This window comes from Plantibacter sp. CFBP 8804 (assembly GCF_014841225.1).
In the GTDB taxonomy this organism is placed as follows: domain Bacteria; phylum Actinomycetota; class Actinomycetes; order Actinomycetales; family Microbacteriaceae; genus Plantibacter; species Plantibacter auratus.
The window spans coordinates 18447-33059 of the sequence record NZ_JACYTU010000008.1 but is presented as its reverse complement, the minus strand read 5'-3'; the positions used below and the strand labels follow the sequence as shown (position 1 = coordinate 33059).

Annotated in this window: 12 protein-coding genes and 1 tRNA gene; 3 read left to right on the top strand and 10 right to left on the bottom strand. The window is 66.4% G+C overall.

Features of this window, described 5'->3' with window-relative positions; genetic code table 11:
• Positions 1-4: 4 nt before the first annotated feature.
• Positions 5-640 (top strand): TetR/AcrR family transcriptional regulator, encoded by a 636-nt coding sequence (locus IFU11_RS14150; protein WP_192019346.1) that lies wholly within the window; start codon positions 5-7, stop codon positions 638-640.
• Positions 641-675: 35 nt separating this feature from the next.
• Positions 676-751: transfer RNA gene (locus tag IFU11_RS14145), tRNA-Thr, on the top strand.
• Positions 752-938: 187 nt separating this feature from the next.
• Here IFU11_RS14145 and IFU11_RS14140 read toward each other — a convergent pair.
• The 6 genes from IFU11_RS14140 to IFU11_RS14115 all read right to left on the bottom strand — a co-directional run bounded on the left by IFU11_RS14140 (position 939) and on the right by IFU11_RS14115 (position 7769).
• Positions 939-2093 (bottom strand): site-specific integrase, encoded by a 1155-nt coding sequence (locus tag IFU11_RS14140; RefSeq protein ID WP_192019345.1) that lies wholly within the window; start codon positions 2091-2093, stop codon positions 939-941.
• Positions 2090-2296, bottom strand: coding sequence for a helix-turn-helix domain-containing protein (locus IFU11_RS14135; RefSeq protein WP_197977590.1), 207 nt, complete (start codon positions 2294-2296; stop codon positions 2090-2092). Before IFU11_RS14135 ends, IFU11_RS14140 begins: the two co-directional genes overlap by 4 nt.
• Before the next feature lie 531 nt (positions 2297-2827).
• Positions 2828-3346, bottom strand: coding sequence for a hypothetical protein (locus IFU11_RS14130; RefSeq protein WP_124769876.1), 519 nt, complete (start codon positions 3344-3346; stop codon positions 2828-2830).
• 135 nt (positions 3347-3481) lie between these two features.
• Complete coding sequence (locus tag IFU11_RS14125; protein WP_244631811.1) at positions 3482-4426, bottom strand: L-threonylcarbamoyladenylate synthase; 945 nt, start codon at positions 4424-4426, stop codon at positions 3482-3484.
• A gap of 374 nt (positions 4427-4800) precedes the next feature.
• Positions 4801-6789, bottom strand: a complete 1989-nt coding sequence (locus IFU11_RS14120; protein WP_192019344.1) for a serine hydrolase domain-containing protein — start codon at positions 6787-6789, stop codon at positions 4801-4803.
• Between the two features lie 389 nt (positions 6790-7178).
• The gene (locus IFU11_RS14115) at positions 7179-7769 is read right to left on the bottom strand and encodes a CGNR zinc finger domain-containing protein (protein ID WP_175117481.1); all 591 of its coding nucleotides are present in this window, start codon (positions 7767-7769) and stop codon (positions 7179-7181) included.
• Positions 7770-7861: 92 nt separating this feature from the next.
• Here IFU11_RS14115 and IFU11_RS14110 point away from each other — a divergent pair, with 92 nt between their 5' ends.
• Positions 7862-8935 carry an LLM class flavin-dependent oxidoreductase gene (locus IFU11_RS14110; protein ID WP_244631810.1) on the top strand — a complete coding sequence of 358 codons (1074 nt, stop codon included), beginning with the start codon at positions 7862-7864 and terminating at the stop codon, positions 8933-8935.
• 187 nt (positions 8936-9122) lie between these two features.
• Here the strand turns inward: IFU11_RS14110 and IFU11_RS14105 are convergent, their stop codons facing one another.
• The 4 genes from IFU11_RS14105 to IFU11_RS14090 all read right to left on the bottom strand — a co-directional run bounded on the left by IFU11_RS14105 (position 9123) and on the right by IFU11_RS14090 (position 14408).
• Complete coding sequence (locus IFU11_RS14105; protein WP_192019343.1) at positions 9123-9869, bottom strand: sulfite exporter TauE/SafE family protein; 747 nt, start codon at positions 9867-9869, stop codon at positions 9123-9125.
• Positions 9870-9964: 95 nt separating this feature from the next.
• Positions 9965-10603: a TetR/AcrR family transcriptional regulator gene (locus IFU11_RS14100; protein ID WP_192019342.1), complete on the bottom strand. Its 639-nt coding sequence runs from the start codon at positions 10601-10603 to the stop codon at positions 9965-9967.
• A 4-nt stretch (positions 10604-10607) separates the two neighbouring features.
• Positions 10608-13034, bottom strand: a complete 2427-nt coding sequence (locus IFU11_RS14095; RefSeq protein ID WP_244631809.1) for a glycoside hydrolase family 3 protein — start codon at positions 13032-13034, stop codon at positions 10608-10610.
• Positions 13035-13094: 60 nt separating this feature from the next.
• Complete coding sequence (locus tag IFU11_RS14090; protein WP_137243682.1) at positions 13095-14408, bottom strand: MFS transporter; 1314 nt, start codon at positions 14406-14408, stop codon at positions 13095-13097.
• Positions 14409-14613: the final 205 nt, after the last annotated feature.

Here is a 14613-nt window from a genome sequence, read left to right as displayed (position 1 = left end):
GACCATGACGGCGCCGGCTGAACTCGGGCTCCGCGAGCGGAAGCGGCTCGCGACGCGTCGGGCGATCCAGCACGCGGTGCTGACGCTCGCGAGTGAGCAGGGGCTCGAGAACGTGACGGTCGAGGAGGTGAGCCGTCGGGCGGAGGTCTCGCCGCGGACCTTCTTCAACTACTTCGGGACGAAGGAGGAGGCGCTGATCGGCGACATCCCGCTGATCCCAGATGGAGACGCCCTGCACGCCTTCCTCACCGCGGGGCCCGCCACCGATGTACTCACCGATCTGGGGGAGCTCCTGGCCCGGACCGTGGGTGACGCCGACGAGGACATCGAGATCCACCATCTCCGCAAGGACGTCCTGCGCGACCACCCGCACCTGCTCGGTGCGCGGATCGCGAGCATGCGCGGCTTCGAGGAGGGCCTCTACAAGGTCGTCGAGCGCCGGGTGCTGAACGACGACCCGACGCTCGTGGAGGACGCGGAGGCGCTGTTCGACCGCTGCTGGATGGTGACGATGGTGGGTTTCGCCGGCCTGCGTCACGCCTGGCGCTGCTGGGCCGATGCGCCGACCCCCGGGTCCCTCGCCGAGCGGATCCGTCGTTCTTTCGCCGAGCTGTACACGACGGTCCAAAAGCTGCGCTAACATGGATACTCGTGCGCCGGGCGACCAGCGCACGCGCCGCCCTAGCTCAGTCGGCAGAGCATCTCACTCGTAATGAGAAGGTCAAGGGTTCGATTCCCTTGGGCGGCTCCACCAGCATCACCCGGCCGTTGTCCTGGAAAACCCAGGTCAGCGGCTTTTTTCTTGCCTCGATCTATCCACGATCGCCTCGCAATTCTGGCGGGCAGGTGTGGTTTTGGGCCCGATTGACAGCAACGCTGACAGCAACGGCTGACAGCAACGCCCACGGACGCCGACGAACCGCGGCGCACGACAGTGGTCAGTCGAGGCTCGGGCCTCGATCGGTGAGCGCGGAGTTCATCGCCGCAGAAGCGCTCTTCAGCGTCGCCGGGGCAACATGCGAGTAGATGTCGGAGGTGATCGCCATGTTCGAGTGTCCAAGGATCTCCATGACGACTCGCATCTGCACGCCCTGCGAGAGGAGCAGGGATGCGCAGGTGTGGCGCATGTCGTGAAAACGGATGCGGCGGACGCCCGCGGCCGCGATGTCCTTGTCGAAGGTTCGACGCAGGTTGCTGGGCTCGATCGGTGTGCCGATCTTCGTCGTGAAGACCAGCCCAGTGTCGTCCCACGCTGGTCCTGCAGATCGGCGGTCGCCATCTTGGATCGCGTGCCGCCGTCTCAATGCATCGGCGGCACGTTCGGGCAGGGGGAGTGTTCGTCGGGAGCGCTTGGTCTTGGTGGGGCCGATGCTCATGCCCTGGCCGACGCCGGCGCGATGTGCCGTCTGACGAACCCGGAGCTCTGTTCGTTCGGCGTTGATGTCAATCCAGCGCAGGCCCAAGAGCTCGCCTCGCCTCAGACCGAGGGTGAGCGCCAGGGTATAGATCTCGGCGAACTGCGACTCACGACTGGACTCGAGGAAGGTCGAGGCATCCTCGGCAGTCCAGGGCTCAACCTCTGAGTCATCGAGTTTCGGTGCTCGGACAAGCGAGGCGACGTTCCGAGCAATGTGTTGTTCTCTGGCTGCCTCGGCGAGGATGCTTCTCAGCACTGCGTGGGCGAGTCGCACGGTGTGCGCTGATACGCCGGTGCGGGCGATGGCGGTGTGCATCTCGCGCACGTGCGCTGGCGTGATCTGCTCGAGCTTCTTTGTCCCGAGCGCGGGCAGTATGTGCTTCCCAAGGATCCATTCGTAGTTGGCGCGTGTCGTCGGGCGGAGCGCGGTCGGAGCGACGTGCTGCATCCAGTGCGCCGCGTACGTCTGCATCGTCCAGCCCGACACTGCCGTCGGCACACCGCTGTCTGTCTGCGTGATGAGGTCACGGACCTTGGCCGCGACCTCTGCCTTGGTGCGACCGTAGACCTGTCGGCGCTTCTGTGATCCGTCCGGCGCCAACACATAGGTGGCACCTGTCCATCTCCCATCGGTGCGCTTGTAGATCGACCCCTCGCCGTTTGCCCGCTGACTCACGCCTGGTCTTCACCTGCGAGGTGCTGGGCAAAGCGGTGCAGCGCTGCGACGGGGATGCGTCTGGCGCGACCGATCTTGACGCTGGAAAGGTGACCCAACCTCATGAGGTCGTAGACGGTGGATCGTCCCACCCCGAGCGATTCCGCTGCTTCTTCGGCGGTGAGCAAGAGCTTGTCGATTGGCATCATGATCCGATCAGTCATTGGGCTGCCGAGTGGATGCCCTTTGGCTGCTCTTGCTGCCTAGCGAACGAAGCGGCGGACTTCAGCGGATTGCGTCAGCTAGTGAGCGTTCAGACGCCACTTCCACTTCGAAGACGATTTCTCCGGGGAAGCTGCCCAAATCGAGTCGACTGCTCGACCGAATGCCGTTCCGCCCGGCCCTTCGCGCGGCTGCGCGCCAGCGGTTCCGGCAGGTTGCCGGAACCTCATGCACCGACGGCATCGCCGGCAGCAGTTCCGATTCCTGGCCGGGCGGATCACAAAGCGGACTGGGCCCGCTGCCTCCGTCCGCGCCGATCCGAGCGCTGACTGCAGCGCGAGTGCCGCAAAGTCAGGACACTGACCCGCCGAGGTGCGTTCTCAGTCCGAACGGGTCAGTATGCCCTGGGGGCGCCGCGGCGTTCGTCTCAGATGGTCACCGAGGCTCACAGCGACCCCCTTTCGGCGATGCCGGTCCATGACCACATGCGATACCGAGGCATCCAACCTTGCTCGTGATCGGGGAGCCGATGGTCAGGACCCGAGAACGACCTTGACGAGCGCCACCGCGGCACCGACCATGGCGAGCAGGATCCCGGCAGCGAAGGTGCGGAACGACGGGCGCTCCTGCCGGATCCGAGCGACGACCGGGCCGATCAGCGCAAGCCGGACGATCAGGTAAGCCAGGGCGGTGACCTCCGCCACGAAGCCGGAGACGTTGCTCACCCAGGCCAGGCCCAACACCGCCGCCGGGAAGAAGGCCGACGTCAGCACCGGGAGGGAGTCGCGCAGCTCAGCGCGGATGATCGCAGGCGTCAACCGTTCGTCGCTCCTGGCGCGTCGCCCGATCGATTCGGCGAACGTGTGCGCCAGGAAGGTGGTGAACGCCGTGGCGAGCACGTACCAGAAGCTGCCGCCGTTCTCGGCGTTCACCGCCGTGAGGGGTGCGATCGTGGCGAGGATCACGATGTTGCCGTAGACGTAGGCCGTGATCCGGCTGGAGGCGTCCTCCCGAGACAGCCTCGGCCCCGAGGGCACCTGAGGTTCGGTCATGCCATCCACCGGAACGGGGTGATCCCGGCGGTTCGTGATCGCAGGCTGCAGCGTCGCATGGAACTCCTCAGGATGGTCGGATGTGCTGCGCATGGGTGAGTCGTCTGGAGCGGAAGGGCCCGCGTTGTTCCAGGCCTAGTAGTACTCGCCTTGGCGATAGTCCCAGCTGGTGAAGGTGTCGGCCAGAAGCATCATGATGCGGTCGACGGCGAGTCCTTTGCGAATGAGCGTCGGGCAGGGAGCGATCGATCGCTGGCCGTTCTGTTCGGGTACAAGGGCGCCCGACGGGTCGACCATGGACACCATGACGCCTTGCTCATAGCGAGTGTCCACGCTCGTGTCCGGTTGGATCGAGGCGACGTAGTCGTCGGCTTCGATGATCACGTCGGCAGCTTCCGTGATGCGATCACCGATTCCTTCGACGAGCCCGCGGTTCCCTTGGCCAGACGGGTTCGCGGAGCTGGCGAATGCGATCTTGCCGTGGTCTTCGTAGAGTTGGCGGGCCACGTTCTCGGCGGGAACACCGAACTTGATGACGAAGCAGGACGTGCCGCGGGCGTCCATCATGAGCTGGTGGGACCCATCGGACGGAATGGCCTTCTTCCCGGCGTCGCTCCACGGGAGAATGCAGCCGAGCAGCACGTCCTCGTTCCAGCACCGCTCGTAGAGGGAGTCGATCTCCGGGGTGAGCTGGGCGAGTTCGCGAAGCATGTCGAGTGAGCTCACCAGGACGACGCCCGGCTTGTTCCGGTGGCGCTCCTTGGCGTCGAACTTGCGGTCGAGCCCTCGACGATCGCTCGTCATGATGATGTACCCGACTTTCGTTGGGACGACCGCGATACCGCCTGCTCCCGACAGAAGCTCGACCGCTTCGGTTGGGGTGCCGCCGGCCCAGCGGATTGGCGTGGTGCTCATGAGGCTCCGTTCGATATGCAATGAATCGTCGGATGGCCAGGAGCGGATGCTCCTGATCTCATACGGCTTGCTTAGTCGATCGTCTGAGCTAGACGATCGTATGGCTGAGTCGATCCCAACAATCTGAGAGCGAGGGTGATGCCGGGGGATCTCCAGGTCCTTCATGGCACAGCCCCAGGTTCGCCGGGAGTGCTGTGACGGACAGGAGGCCCACGACACCCTGATGGACCCCGAGTGCTTCGAGGGTCCATCCATCTCGGCTGACGCATTCGGATGAACGAGAGACCCGGCCGGTGTCCCGAGCGCCGTTTCGTAGAGGTTCAAGAGACCCTGGCCCGTCGAGCGCGCGCAGGCTCCAGTCGACCCCGCGCACGGTCGTTCCGGGTGACTCGCTCCCAACCGTCGCGCAACGGGTTTCATTCAGCTGTCGACGAAGCCTCACATCACTGGGTCGGAGCGGTGACCAGCGGCGGTTGTCCAGACGTCCGATGGTTCAGGATCATCGAGTGGCAGGCCAACCTCGTTGGTGAGTGCCGTGGTCAGTAGCTGAGGTCGGGGAGGAGGAGCCCTCCGACGATCGCGACGATGCCGAGGCCGATGAAGGCGAGCGAGACGAGCGTCGCGCCGGTGACGCGGAGCAGTGTCGACGTCCGACGGTGACGACGGTCCTCGAGCGACCCGACGCCGCGCGCCGCCCGGATCGCCCGCCAAGCGCTCGGAACACACCCGAGCACCGCGACGGCGGTCAGGATCTGCGCGATCCGGATGACGATCGCCGACGGCGCCGGTCCGTCAGAGATGAGCGCCTGCGCGACGACGGCCCAGAACGGTGCCGCGGCGATCAGAGCGAGGATCGATCCCCGCGTCCACCAGGTGAGCACGCGTCCACGTCGATCGGAGGCTATGGGCTGATCGCGGCCCGCGCGATGCAGGGCTCCGAGCGGCCACGCGATCAGGGCGAGGACGAGGATGATCAGCGACAGGGCGGCGACGGTCGGGACCAGCGCACGCTCGGTCGGCATGGGCTGCATCGTGAACGCCGGATCGAACCCGACGGCCGTGACGACGTCCCCGTCCGTTGTAGCGGCGACCCGGCGCTGACCGCCGATCTCCTGCCAGACCCACGGTTCGACCTCCGTGAAGCGGAGCGGTGTCCCGGCGCTGTCGGTGATCGCGGAGATCGTGACCACCCCGTCCTGCTCGGCGGTGACCTCCACGCTCGAGAGGATGTAGAACAGGCGCACGAACGTCGACTCGCCTCGTCGGGACAGTTGATACGTACCGGCCAGCGCGGCGCCGTGATCCGCCGCCGTCTCGAGGGCCGCGGGGGCCGGCCGCTCCTCGGGGAAGTACCGATCGGCGAACCCGGTTGTGATCGCATCGCGGATCGCCGTCGTCGAGTCACCGTTGATGCCGGTGCTGTTGAGGGAGATGAAGATCCCGGCGTCGTCGTCGGGGTAGATCTCGAGCTGAGCGTGGAAGGCGGTCAGGTCGCCGGCGTGGCTGAGGACGCGGTGTCCGTTCCGGTCTCGCTCGAAGAAACCGAGGGTCATCTGCGGACCGTTCACCAGGTTCCCCAACTGTTCCTCGCCGAGCGCCGGGGCATGCATCTCGTCGAGCGTCTCAGGGGAGAGGAGAGTGTGCCCGTCGGCGGCGGGGTGACCGAGCTGTGCGTTCATGAAGTTCGCCAGATCTCCAGCGGTTCCGCTGACGGCACCCGCCGGCGACGGACTGACCACTTCGAAGGGCACCTCCGGTGATCCGGCGAACCGGTACCCGGCCGACATGTCCTGCTGCCGTTCGGGTGAGAGTGGCTGTTCGTACGTCGCGCCGTCCATGTCGGCTGCGTCGAGGATGTGCTCGGTGGCGTACTCCTCGAACGGTCGTCCGGTGACGCGTTCGACCACGTAGGCGGCGAGCCCGTTGGAGTAGTTGGAGTAGGACGGTGTGGTGCCCGGCTCGAACAGCTGCACGGGTGGATCGATGGACACCGTGTCGCGGAGGGGCTTCGGCTCGGCGGGCGCGGAGGCGATGAGGCCGCCCAGCTGATCCTCGAAGCCGGCAGTGTGCGTCAGGAGGTGACGGAGGGTGACGGGGGTGTCGAACGTCACCGGCAGGGTGAAGTCGAGGTAGGACTGGACGGGTTCGTCCAGATCGACGGCACCCGCTTCGACCTGCTGCATGACCGCGGTCGCCGTGATCAGCTTCGACACGGAGCCGATCCTGAACAGCGTCCGGTCGACGTCGACCGTCGCGGGCTCGGCCGTCCCGGTGGCGGCCTTCGACACGCCGTAGCCGCGCTCAGCCACGATCTCGCCGCCGCTCACCACCGACACGACGGCGCCGGCGATCCCCTCACGTTCGAGCGCGGCGGGCAGCAGCCCGTCGAGCCAGTCGGTCGTGTCCTGCGAGGTCAAGGCGGCCGTCTCGCTCTGAGGCGTCAACTCCGCGGGTTCTACCGCCAGTGCCGATCCGGCGGCCGGTGCGGCACCGCAGGCGATCGCCCCCGCGACCGCGAAGGCGAGCATTCGCCATCCCCGGGATCGAGGAGCCGTCAGGGCAGGGCGGCCGGATCTGCGATGGGTGTCGTTCACAGAAGCCAGTCGACCATCATTCATCCCTCAGCACCAAAACGAGGGCGTCCGACGTCGGGGTAGGCAGGAGCAGGCCGGGTATCAATTGACGGTCCGGCGTCCGATGGATGACCAAGGCCCAGGCCCTGCCGCGGGGTGCGTGGCGTGACTGAGGGCGTCCCGGCAGTGTTCGTGTGTGAACGCGACGACCAGTCCCAAAGTCGCGGCCAGACGCGCGCACCGCAGGTTGGATTCTAAACTTCGACGGTTGAGAGAGACGTCGTCAACGCGGCTAGTCCGCGCTCTCGAGCCAGTGCGCACTCGCCGTCGAGACGTCGACCCGCTCACGCCGGCGCGGTTGCGCGCTGCCGACGCTCGTAGGCGCGCGCTGCGCGAACCCTGTCGCCGCACCGGGTCGAGCACCAATGGCGCCGAGCGTGCGTGCGGAGGAGGAACCGGTCGCATGGCGCTGCGGCGCATTGCGCCAACCGCGACACTTGCTGGTCGCTCAACATCGCCGCTGCATCCTCCGCGAGCTGGGCGATTGCGTGCTCAACCAGCAACGTCGTCGGGTGCTCCGCCACGCGGGAGAAGCCCGTGTTCGGCGCATACTTGAGGATCGGGACCGCTGGTGCTGCAATCAACCCCGAGTTCAGGTGTTGTAGCGCGACAGCTGGAGGAGCCTGCCCTTCCACCTGTGCTCGGAACAGGTCTCGGAGCGCCTCTCGGAATCCGGCCAGCTGGTTCTGGCAGTACGGGAGGAGCGTGGTGTCCGAGGGCACAAGACCATTTTCGATGAGCCAGGCGGTGGCTGTATCAGGACTCTCGAGCTCATCGACTCGGCGACCGCCGGGGAGCAGCACCCTGCTGTTCGCAAGTACGAGGCTGGGGTGCTCAGATTCGCCTGGGGCAGGCGGAAGGGTGATCCTCGTCATGTTCTCACGGTAGCAAAGAAGGGATGCCGTGAGAACGTGTTAGGCTCATCATCACGTTATTCACGGCCTTTTGCCATGAGAAGTGAGATGAAATGATGACTGCTGCTAGCTCTTCTGGAACCGCACCGTTCGGCCTGTCCGTGTTGGACAACGCGCTGACCGGTATCGGTACCTCGGCCAGTGAGGCGTACCGTGAGGTGATCGCCCTGGCGCAGCTGGCTGATCGACGCGGTTTTCAGCGCTACTGGATGTCGGAGCATCACGCGATGCCTGGCGCCTCCACCTCCTCTCCCCAGATGATGCTGGCTCGGCTGACGGGCGAGACGCAACGCATCCGGCTCGGAGCCGGTGGAATCATGCTCCCCAATCACTCACCTCTCCTGATCGCGGAGCAGTTCGGCATGCTGAGCGCGCTCGCGCCCGGTCGTATCGATCTCGGCGTGGGGCGCGCTCCCGGTACCGATCAAGCAACGGCTGCCGCGCTGCGCCGACGGCACGATCACGACGACCGCTTTCCGGAGCAGATCGGGGAACTCGTCGGCTTCCTCGAGGATGATTTCCCGGAGGGGCACCCGTACCGGGCTGTGCATGCCGTGCCAGGGCCTTGGCAGGCTGAACAGAACCGGGTTCCGCACACCGAGGGGCTCCCTGAGCTCTGGACTTTGGGGTCCTCCACGTATTCCGCTCATCTGGCTGCCCGGCTCGGGCGCCCCTACGCGTTCGCCCTGCAGTTCGGTCGGGCTGATGTCACCAGCGCCCTGCGGATCTACCGTGACGCCTTCCGGCCCTCTCCGGCGCTAGCCGAACCACGCGTCATGGTCAGTGTCTCGGTTGCGGCTCACGATGATCCGGAAGAGGCGCGTCGACAGACGAGTTCGACGGCGATGGCAATGCTGCGGATGTTCCAGCGCAAGCCCTACGCTCTGCTCTCCCCGGACGAGGTCGCAGCGTATCCGGCCACACTCGATGAGCGTCAAGTGCTCGACATGTACATGGCGAACACCCTGCACGGAACCGGTTCCGAGGTCGGACTGGCGCTGGAACGCCTGCACGAGCAGACGTCCGCCGACGAGATCATGCTTGTTACTGGCGGCCACTCCCGTGAAATCCAGACCAGGACGGTGGAACTCGTCGCCGATCGCTTCGCCCTCCCGGTCGGCGCCTGAGGCGGCGTCATGGGTGGGCTGCGGCATCCAGGTCGGCCGCCGAGCGGTGTGGAGGGCGTGCGCGTCCGGAGTGCTCTTACGTGCCAGGAGTGCTCGCGGCGCTCGAACTCGTGGCTCCGCGCGCTCGGCGTCTGACCTGGTGCCCCGGGGCCGGACGGGTCGCCCCGGGGTGACTACCGGTGCGGTTCTATCGCGTCAGGACTTGGAGGATCGTCAGGCCTGCGACGACGAACAAGAGGACCGCGAACCCCGTCTGCAGTACTCGACCACTGATCCGGTGGGCGAATCGCGCCGTGACGAAGGATGCGGCGATCGCGGGTAGTCCGAAGGCCAGGGCGACCCCCCAGTCCGGGCGGGTGATCCCGACGTGTGCCACGATCCCCGCGACGGAGTTCAGGACGGCGATTGCGAGTGACGTTCCGATGGCCTTCTTGATGGGGAGACGCAGCGCGAGCACGAGGGCCGGTACCGTGATGAAGCCTCCTCCGACACCGAGCAGGCCGGTCAGGAATCCGACTAGTAGTCCGACCGCGAAGCCACGGAGTATCCAGAGCGGCGGCCGGGAGTCGTCGACGGCTTCGGTGGGTCGGCGTCGGAGCATCTGGACGGCCGACGCGAACATGAGCGCCGCGAACACCACCAAGATCACCTGCTCGGGAAGCAGGGAACCGACCGCGGTTCCAATGAACGCCATCGGGATTCCCGCGATGGCCACGGCGCCGACCATGCGCCAGTCGACGGCAGTCCGGATACGTGGGATCAGGGCGGCGATCGGTCCGACCGCGCCCATCAGAAGTGATGTCGAGATAGCCGTCTCCAGGGGGATCCCGACGATGTAGACCAGCGCGGGGACGGCGATGATGCCGCCGCCGGCGCCGAGTATCCCGGTCAGACCTCCAACGAGGAGGCCAAAGGCGATCAAGCCGAAGATCATGCGGGGTCCTCTGAGTTATGGATCGAATCGTGGAGGCAGGCCGAGCGCTCGGTCTGTTATGAAGCCATGCGGCTCCCCTGCAGGCGAACGGTGTCCTAGCTGCCCGGGGTCCAGAGGCGTTTGAGCCCCTCGACGTGCACGCGGACGGTCTGCACGAGTGGCACCGCCTGCGGGTCGAGCACCCATTGCTGTTGCACGCCGTCGAGCAAAGCAATGGTTCCCGCAGCGAGGGCGTCGATGGGCGCCGCTTCACTGATCTCGCCGTTCGCGACACCGTCACGGATGGCGTCGGCGAGCCAGGACCGCATGCTGCGATAGTGCCTGGTCACCCAATCGTGCGCGGGATGGCTCGGCGCTGTGCCCTCGGCGGCGACGAGGACGAACAGCCTCACCCACTCAGGTCGCGTGGCGTTCCGAGCGGTGAGCGCGACGAGCGAGTCGAACGCTGCCCAGCCCATGGGTGTGACACCCTCGCCGAAGAGGAAGTCGCTGTCGTCCTGTTCTCGCTGGTCGAGGACCGCTGCCAGGAGTGCCGATTTGGAGGGGAAGTGGTGCAACAGTCCGGACTGGGAGATGCCCGCCCGTGCCGCGACGTTTGAAATGGTCGTCTTGTGGAATCCGACTTCCGAGATCTGAGCGGCCGCCGCCTGGAGCGCTGTGATCCGGGTCAGATCACCGTCGCGCTTAAGCTTGTCGGTCTGGGCTTCGATCAGGTAGTTCGCGGGAAACGACATGGATTCACACCTCTGCTGTGACGCTGGTTCTCGACATGTTCAGTGAACCGCCTGCTGCGGCGGGTCCGATTGGAAGACTAGCGCGAACGTCTCCGAGACCCCGGGCGACGATGAGCCGGCCGTCCACGAGTGGCGTCCATGCCTGGTGCGACGGTTGCCACCGGCGCTGGAAGCGCACGTCGCACTCGACCGACACGGATGCACTCTCACCGGGGACCAGCTCGACCGAGGACCAACCGATCAGACGTGTGGGGAGCTCGGCCGAAGCGGGTTCGAGATACACCTGGACGGTCTCGCGGCCGACGTGTTCGCCGACATTCGTGACAGAGACCGACACCTCCTGGACTCCGGCCGGGCCGGCGCTCGACACCTCGATCGAGCCATAGGCCCATTCGGTATATCCCAGGCCGGCTCCGAACCAGAAAGCCGGTTCGTCCTCCGTCCTCAACCACCCGCGGTACCCGACGAACGCACCTTCCCGGTATTCGAGACGGCCGTGCTGCGGCGTGGTGCTCCAGGCAGGACCCTGGCCGTTCGCCGCCGGGTACGTCGTCACGAGTCGGCCTTCCGGCGGGACCAGGCCCGAAATCGCGGCCGCGACAGCGTCGCCCGCCTCCTGTCCGGGAAGCCCGGCGACGAGGACGGCGTCGACGTCATTGATCCATGGCATGAGCACCGGAGTCGCAGCGTTGACGACGACGATCGTTCGGTGGGCCGCTGCAGCCACCGCGGTCACCAGCGCATCCTGGTGGCCGGGGAGCGCCAAGGTGCGCTTGTCCTGTCCCTCTGTCTCTTCGTCCGGGGTCAGGCCGACGACGACGATCGCCACATCGGCGCGCTGAGCGCCTGCCGCGGCCGCGGCGATCGCTTGGGCAGCCGGACGAGCGGCATCGCTCAGGACGAGCCCGAGGATCCTCGCCATGCCTGCTCGCTGCACGGTGGCGGTGACGATCGAGCCGGTCTCCAACCGGATGGCCGACGAGTGACTGCGGGGTCGGAAGAAGCCGCCTCCCGGGCCCGGGTGGAACGGGATCTCGAACTCCTCCCGGTGGCCTGGCGCGTGGACCTCCCAGACGCCTGGTCCTCGCACCCCGATCTGGTAGTCGCCGGACGGCACGTTCAGTCTTGCGCTGAGCTCGATGGCCGCAGCGTGCTCGAGCCACCCGGTCTTGTTGTCCTCGACCTCTGCGACATCGACCACTCGGTCGTGGAGCACGGCCCCGGCATCGTCGAAGACACGGATCCGCATGCCCTGGGCTCCGGTGACAGGATCGCTGATCAACCTCCCGTCAATGGCAGGGAGCGTAGCGCGCGTCTCCACGCCGTCGAGGACCGTTACCCGCTGCGACCCGAACATGGTTCGGAGCCCGGCCTCAATGGACACGACGTGCGGAGGACGCACCTGAGCGGACCCGCCGCCTTGAGCGACCGTGTCATGGGCGTGACGGCCAGTCACGAACAGCGTCTCCGCAGCGTCACTGGACAGAGGGAGGATGTGATCGTTGTTCTTCAGGATCACCATTCCCGATGCGGCGATCCGGCGGAGCTGTTCCCGCCGCTCGGGCGCGTCCGGGGAGGGGAGGTGCGCGGGCCAGCTGCGCTGCTCGCCGAGCGCGCCCACCCGGTCACCGAGACGGAGAATGCGCACGACATGGTCGTCGACGACGGATTCGGGAACGTTGCCGCCGCGCACCTCGGTGACCAGGGAATCCGCCCAGGGTGTGCTCGGCCCCGGCATCACGAGGTCGAGGCCCGCGGTCACGCTCTCTGCGGTCCGCGAGGTCGCGTACCAGTCGGACATGACCACACCGTCGTAGCCCCACTCGTCCTTCAGAATGTCGGCCAGCAGCTCCTGCTGCTCCGTGGAGGGCACGCCGTTCACCCGGTTGTAGGCGGCCATGAGTGTCCATGGCTGGGCATCCTGAACGGCGATCTCGAACGGAGCGAGGTACACCTCGCGGAGGGTTGCCTCGTCGATGACGGAGTCGACGGTCGTGCGTTCCGTCTCCGATTCATTGGCGAGGAAATGCTTCACGCTCGCCCCGACACCGTGGCGCTGCAGGCCGCGGATGTAGGCCGACGCGAGGTGGCCGGTCAGGAGCGGGTCCTCACTGAACGCCTCGAAGAGGCGTCCGCCGAGGGGGGAGCGGTGCAAGTTGATCGTCGGGCCGAGGACGACGTGAATCCGCTGCAGCAGCGCTTCCTCGGCGAGGATGCCGCCGACCTCCTCCAGGACTTCCCGATTCCAGCTCTGCGCGATCGAGCTGGCGTTGGGGAGCAGGCACGCCTGCCTGCCCCCGACGACGATCTCGCCACGAACACCCGTCGGGCCGTCCGACAGGACGATCGCTTCGAGGCCGAGGCGCTCGTCCGCGGCGAGGATGAACATCCCGTCTCCGGAAAGGAGGCGCACCTTCTCGTCAAGGGTCATCGTTGAGACCATCGAGCGGAGGTCCTCAGCTGTTCGTGACATGTTGTGAGCTCTTTCGATCTACTTGACGGTTTTGACGGGCAGGATCATCACGGCCCCGAGGATCGCGATGACGGCGGCGACGACGAGCATCAGGTCGAAGTTCTGCCCGGCGCCAAGACCGATCAGGATCGCCGACGCGCCAGGGGCGAGCACCTGCGGCCCCGCCATCGCGATGTTGAACACGCCGAGGTCTTTCGCGGCGTCGTTCGCGCTCGGCAGCACGTCGAGCACGAGAGCCAGATCCACGGCCACGTAGATGCCGAAACCGATGCCGAGGACGACCTCGGCAAGGAAGAACCCTTGGTTGCTCTCGACATGGGTGAGCATGTACGTCCCGACGGCGAAGATCAGCGCGGAACCCACGATGAACGGCTTGCGACGGCCGATCTTGTCTGACAACCAGCCGGCGATCTGGCCGGCCACGATGAGCGAGATCGTGTAGCAGAGCACACCGGTGGCCATCACCTCGGCAGCCTTGGCGGGTGTCAGGCCGAATTCGTTCTGGATCCAGAGCAGGCGGAAGGTGATGAACATGAAGTTCGCGAGGACGAGCAGGAACCGCGAGCCCCACGCGAGTGCAAAGTCGGGGTGTTTGAGCGGGTTGACCCAGAACGTCTTCAGGACCGTGAGGAACCCGCCCTCGCTGCGCGGCCGCTTCGGCAGCTGCTGATCGGGCAGCACCAAGGCGTACACGGCCACAAGGATGAAGCCGATCACGCCGGGCACCAGGAACAGCAGAAGGAGCTGGGTCCCCAGGAACTGGGCGGCGTAGGCGGCGCCGAGCGCTGCCGCCTGCTGCGCGATGCCGATCATGCCGCTGACCTTGCCGCGCTGGCGAGAAGGGAGTTGATCGGCGAGTGTGGCGGTGTGTGCGCTGACCGCTGCATTAGCGAGCATCTGGCCGAGCACCCATCCGAGTGCGACCACTCCGGCGTTCGGCGCGAGCGCGATGATCGCGAGAGCGACGATGAGACCCGCCGCGCCGATCAGCATCCACGGGCGGCGTCGACCGAACCGGCTGGTCGTCCGGTCGCTCAGTCGGCCGAAGATGGGATCGAACAGGAGGGCGGACAGCGCCCCGAGTGACGTGACGAGGCCGAGGGTGCCGACGATGGCATCCGGGTCGACCAGGGTCTGGAGCTTGAGGACGAGGCCCGCGGTCAGCGGCGTCGACAATGCGACCATCAGTCCTAGGCGTGCTCCGACCATCGCCGCGATCACGCGCGGCGCCGCCTTCTCGGTCGGTGGCGCGATCAGTGGAACGCGCTCGTGTGCTGGGGTGACGGCATCAACCGCAGTGAGCGGCGGACCGCCCGGGTTGGACATGGACATGAAACCTCCTCATTGAAGTTCCCTCCGCGGGGCGGATGGATGACTCTATCGAACAAAATGTGAACCGACCGAGCGCACGGTCTGTACTTGAGATGAGACTAAGCCTGCGCCGATTGCGCGTCAAGGGTGGGAACGAGATCGAGATCAGATGAGTCGAGTTCAGCGACGGCCTACGGCAGCCGGACGGGCTCGCCGATCCTCATCG

Bases quoted from the DNA above. Each gene is read 5' to 3' on its own strand.
- IFU11_RS14090 (WP_137243682.1), bottom strand. From the start codon at position 14,408: ATGTCCATGTCCAACCCGGGCGGTCCGCCGCTCACTGCGGTTGATGCC.
- IFU11_RS14095 (WP_244631809.1), bottom strand. From the start codon at position 13,034: ATGACCCTTGACGAGAAGGTGCGCCTCCTTTCCGGAGACGGGATGTTC.
- IFU11_RS14130 (WP_124769876.1), bottom strand. From the start codon at position 3,346: ATGACCGAACCTCAGGTGCCCTCGGGGCCGAGGCTGTCTCGGGAGGAC.
- IFU11_RS14125 (WP_244631811.1), bottom strand. From the start codon at position 4,426: ATGAAGGACCTGGAGATCCCCCGGCATCACCCTCGCTCTCAGATTGTT.
- IFU11_RS14120 (WP_192019344.1), bottom strand. From the start codon at position 6,789: ATGCTCGCCTTCGCGGTCGCGGGGGCGATCGCCTGCGGTGCCGCACCG.
- IFU11_RS14105 (WP_192019343.1), bottom strand. From the start codon at position 9,869: ATGATCTTCGGCTTGATCGCCTTTGGCCTCCTCGTTGGAGGTCTGACC.
- IFU11_RS14100 (WP_192019342.1), bottom strand. From the start codon at position 10,603: ATGTCGTTTCCCGCGAACTACCTGATCGAAGCCCAGACCGACAAGCTT.
- IFU11_RS14135 (WP_197977590.1), bottom strand. From the start codon at position 2,296: ATGACTGATCGGATCATGATGCCAATCGACAAGCTCTTGCTCACCGCC.
- IFU11_RS14110 (WP_244631810.1), top strand. From the start codon at position 7,862: ATGATGACTGCTGCTAGCTCTTCTGGAACCGCACCGTTCGGCCTGTCC.
- IFU11_RS14150 (WP_192019346.1), top strand. From the start codon at position 5: ATGACGGCGCCGGCTGAACTCGGGCTCCGCGAGCGGAAGCGGCTCGCG.
- IFU11_RS14115 (WP_175117481.1), bottom strand. From the start codon at position 7,769: ATGACGAGGATCACCCTTCCGCCTGCCCCAGGCGAATCTGAGCACCCC.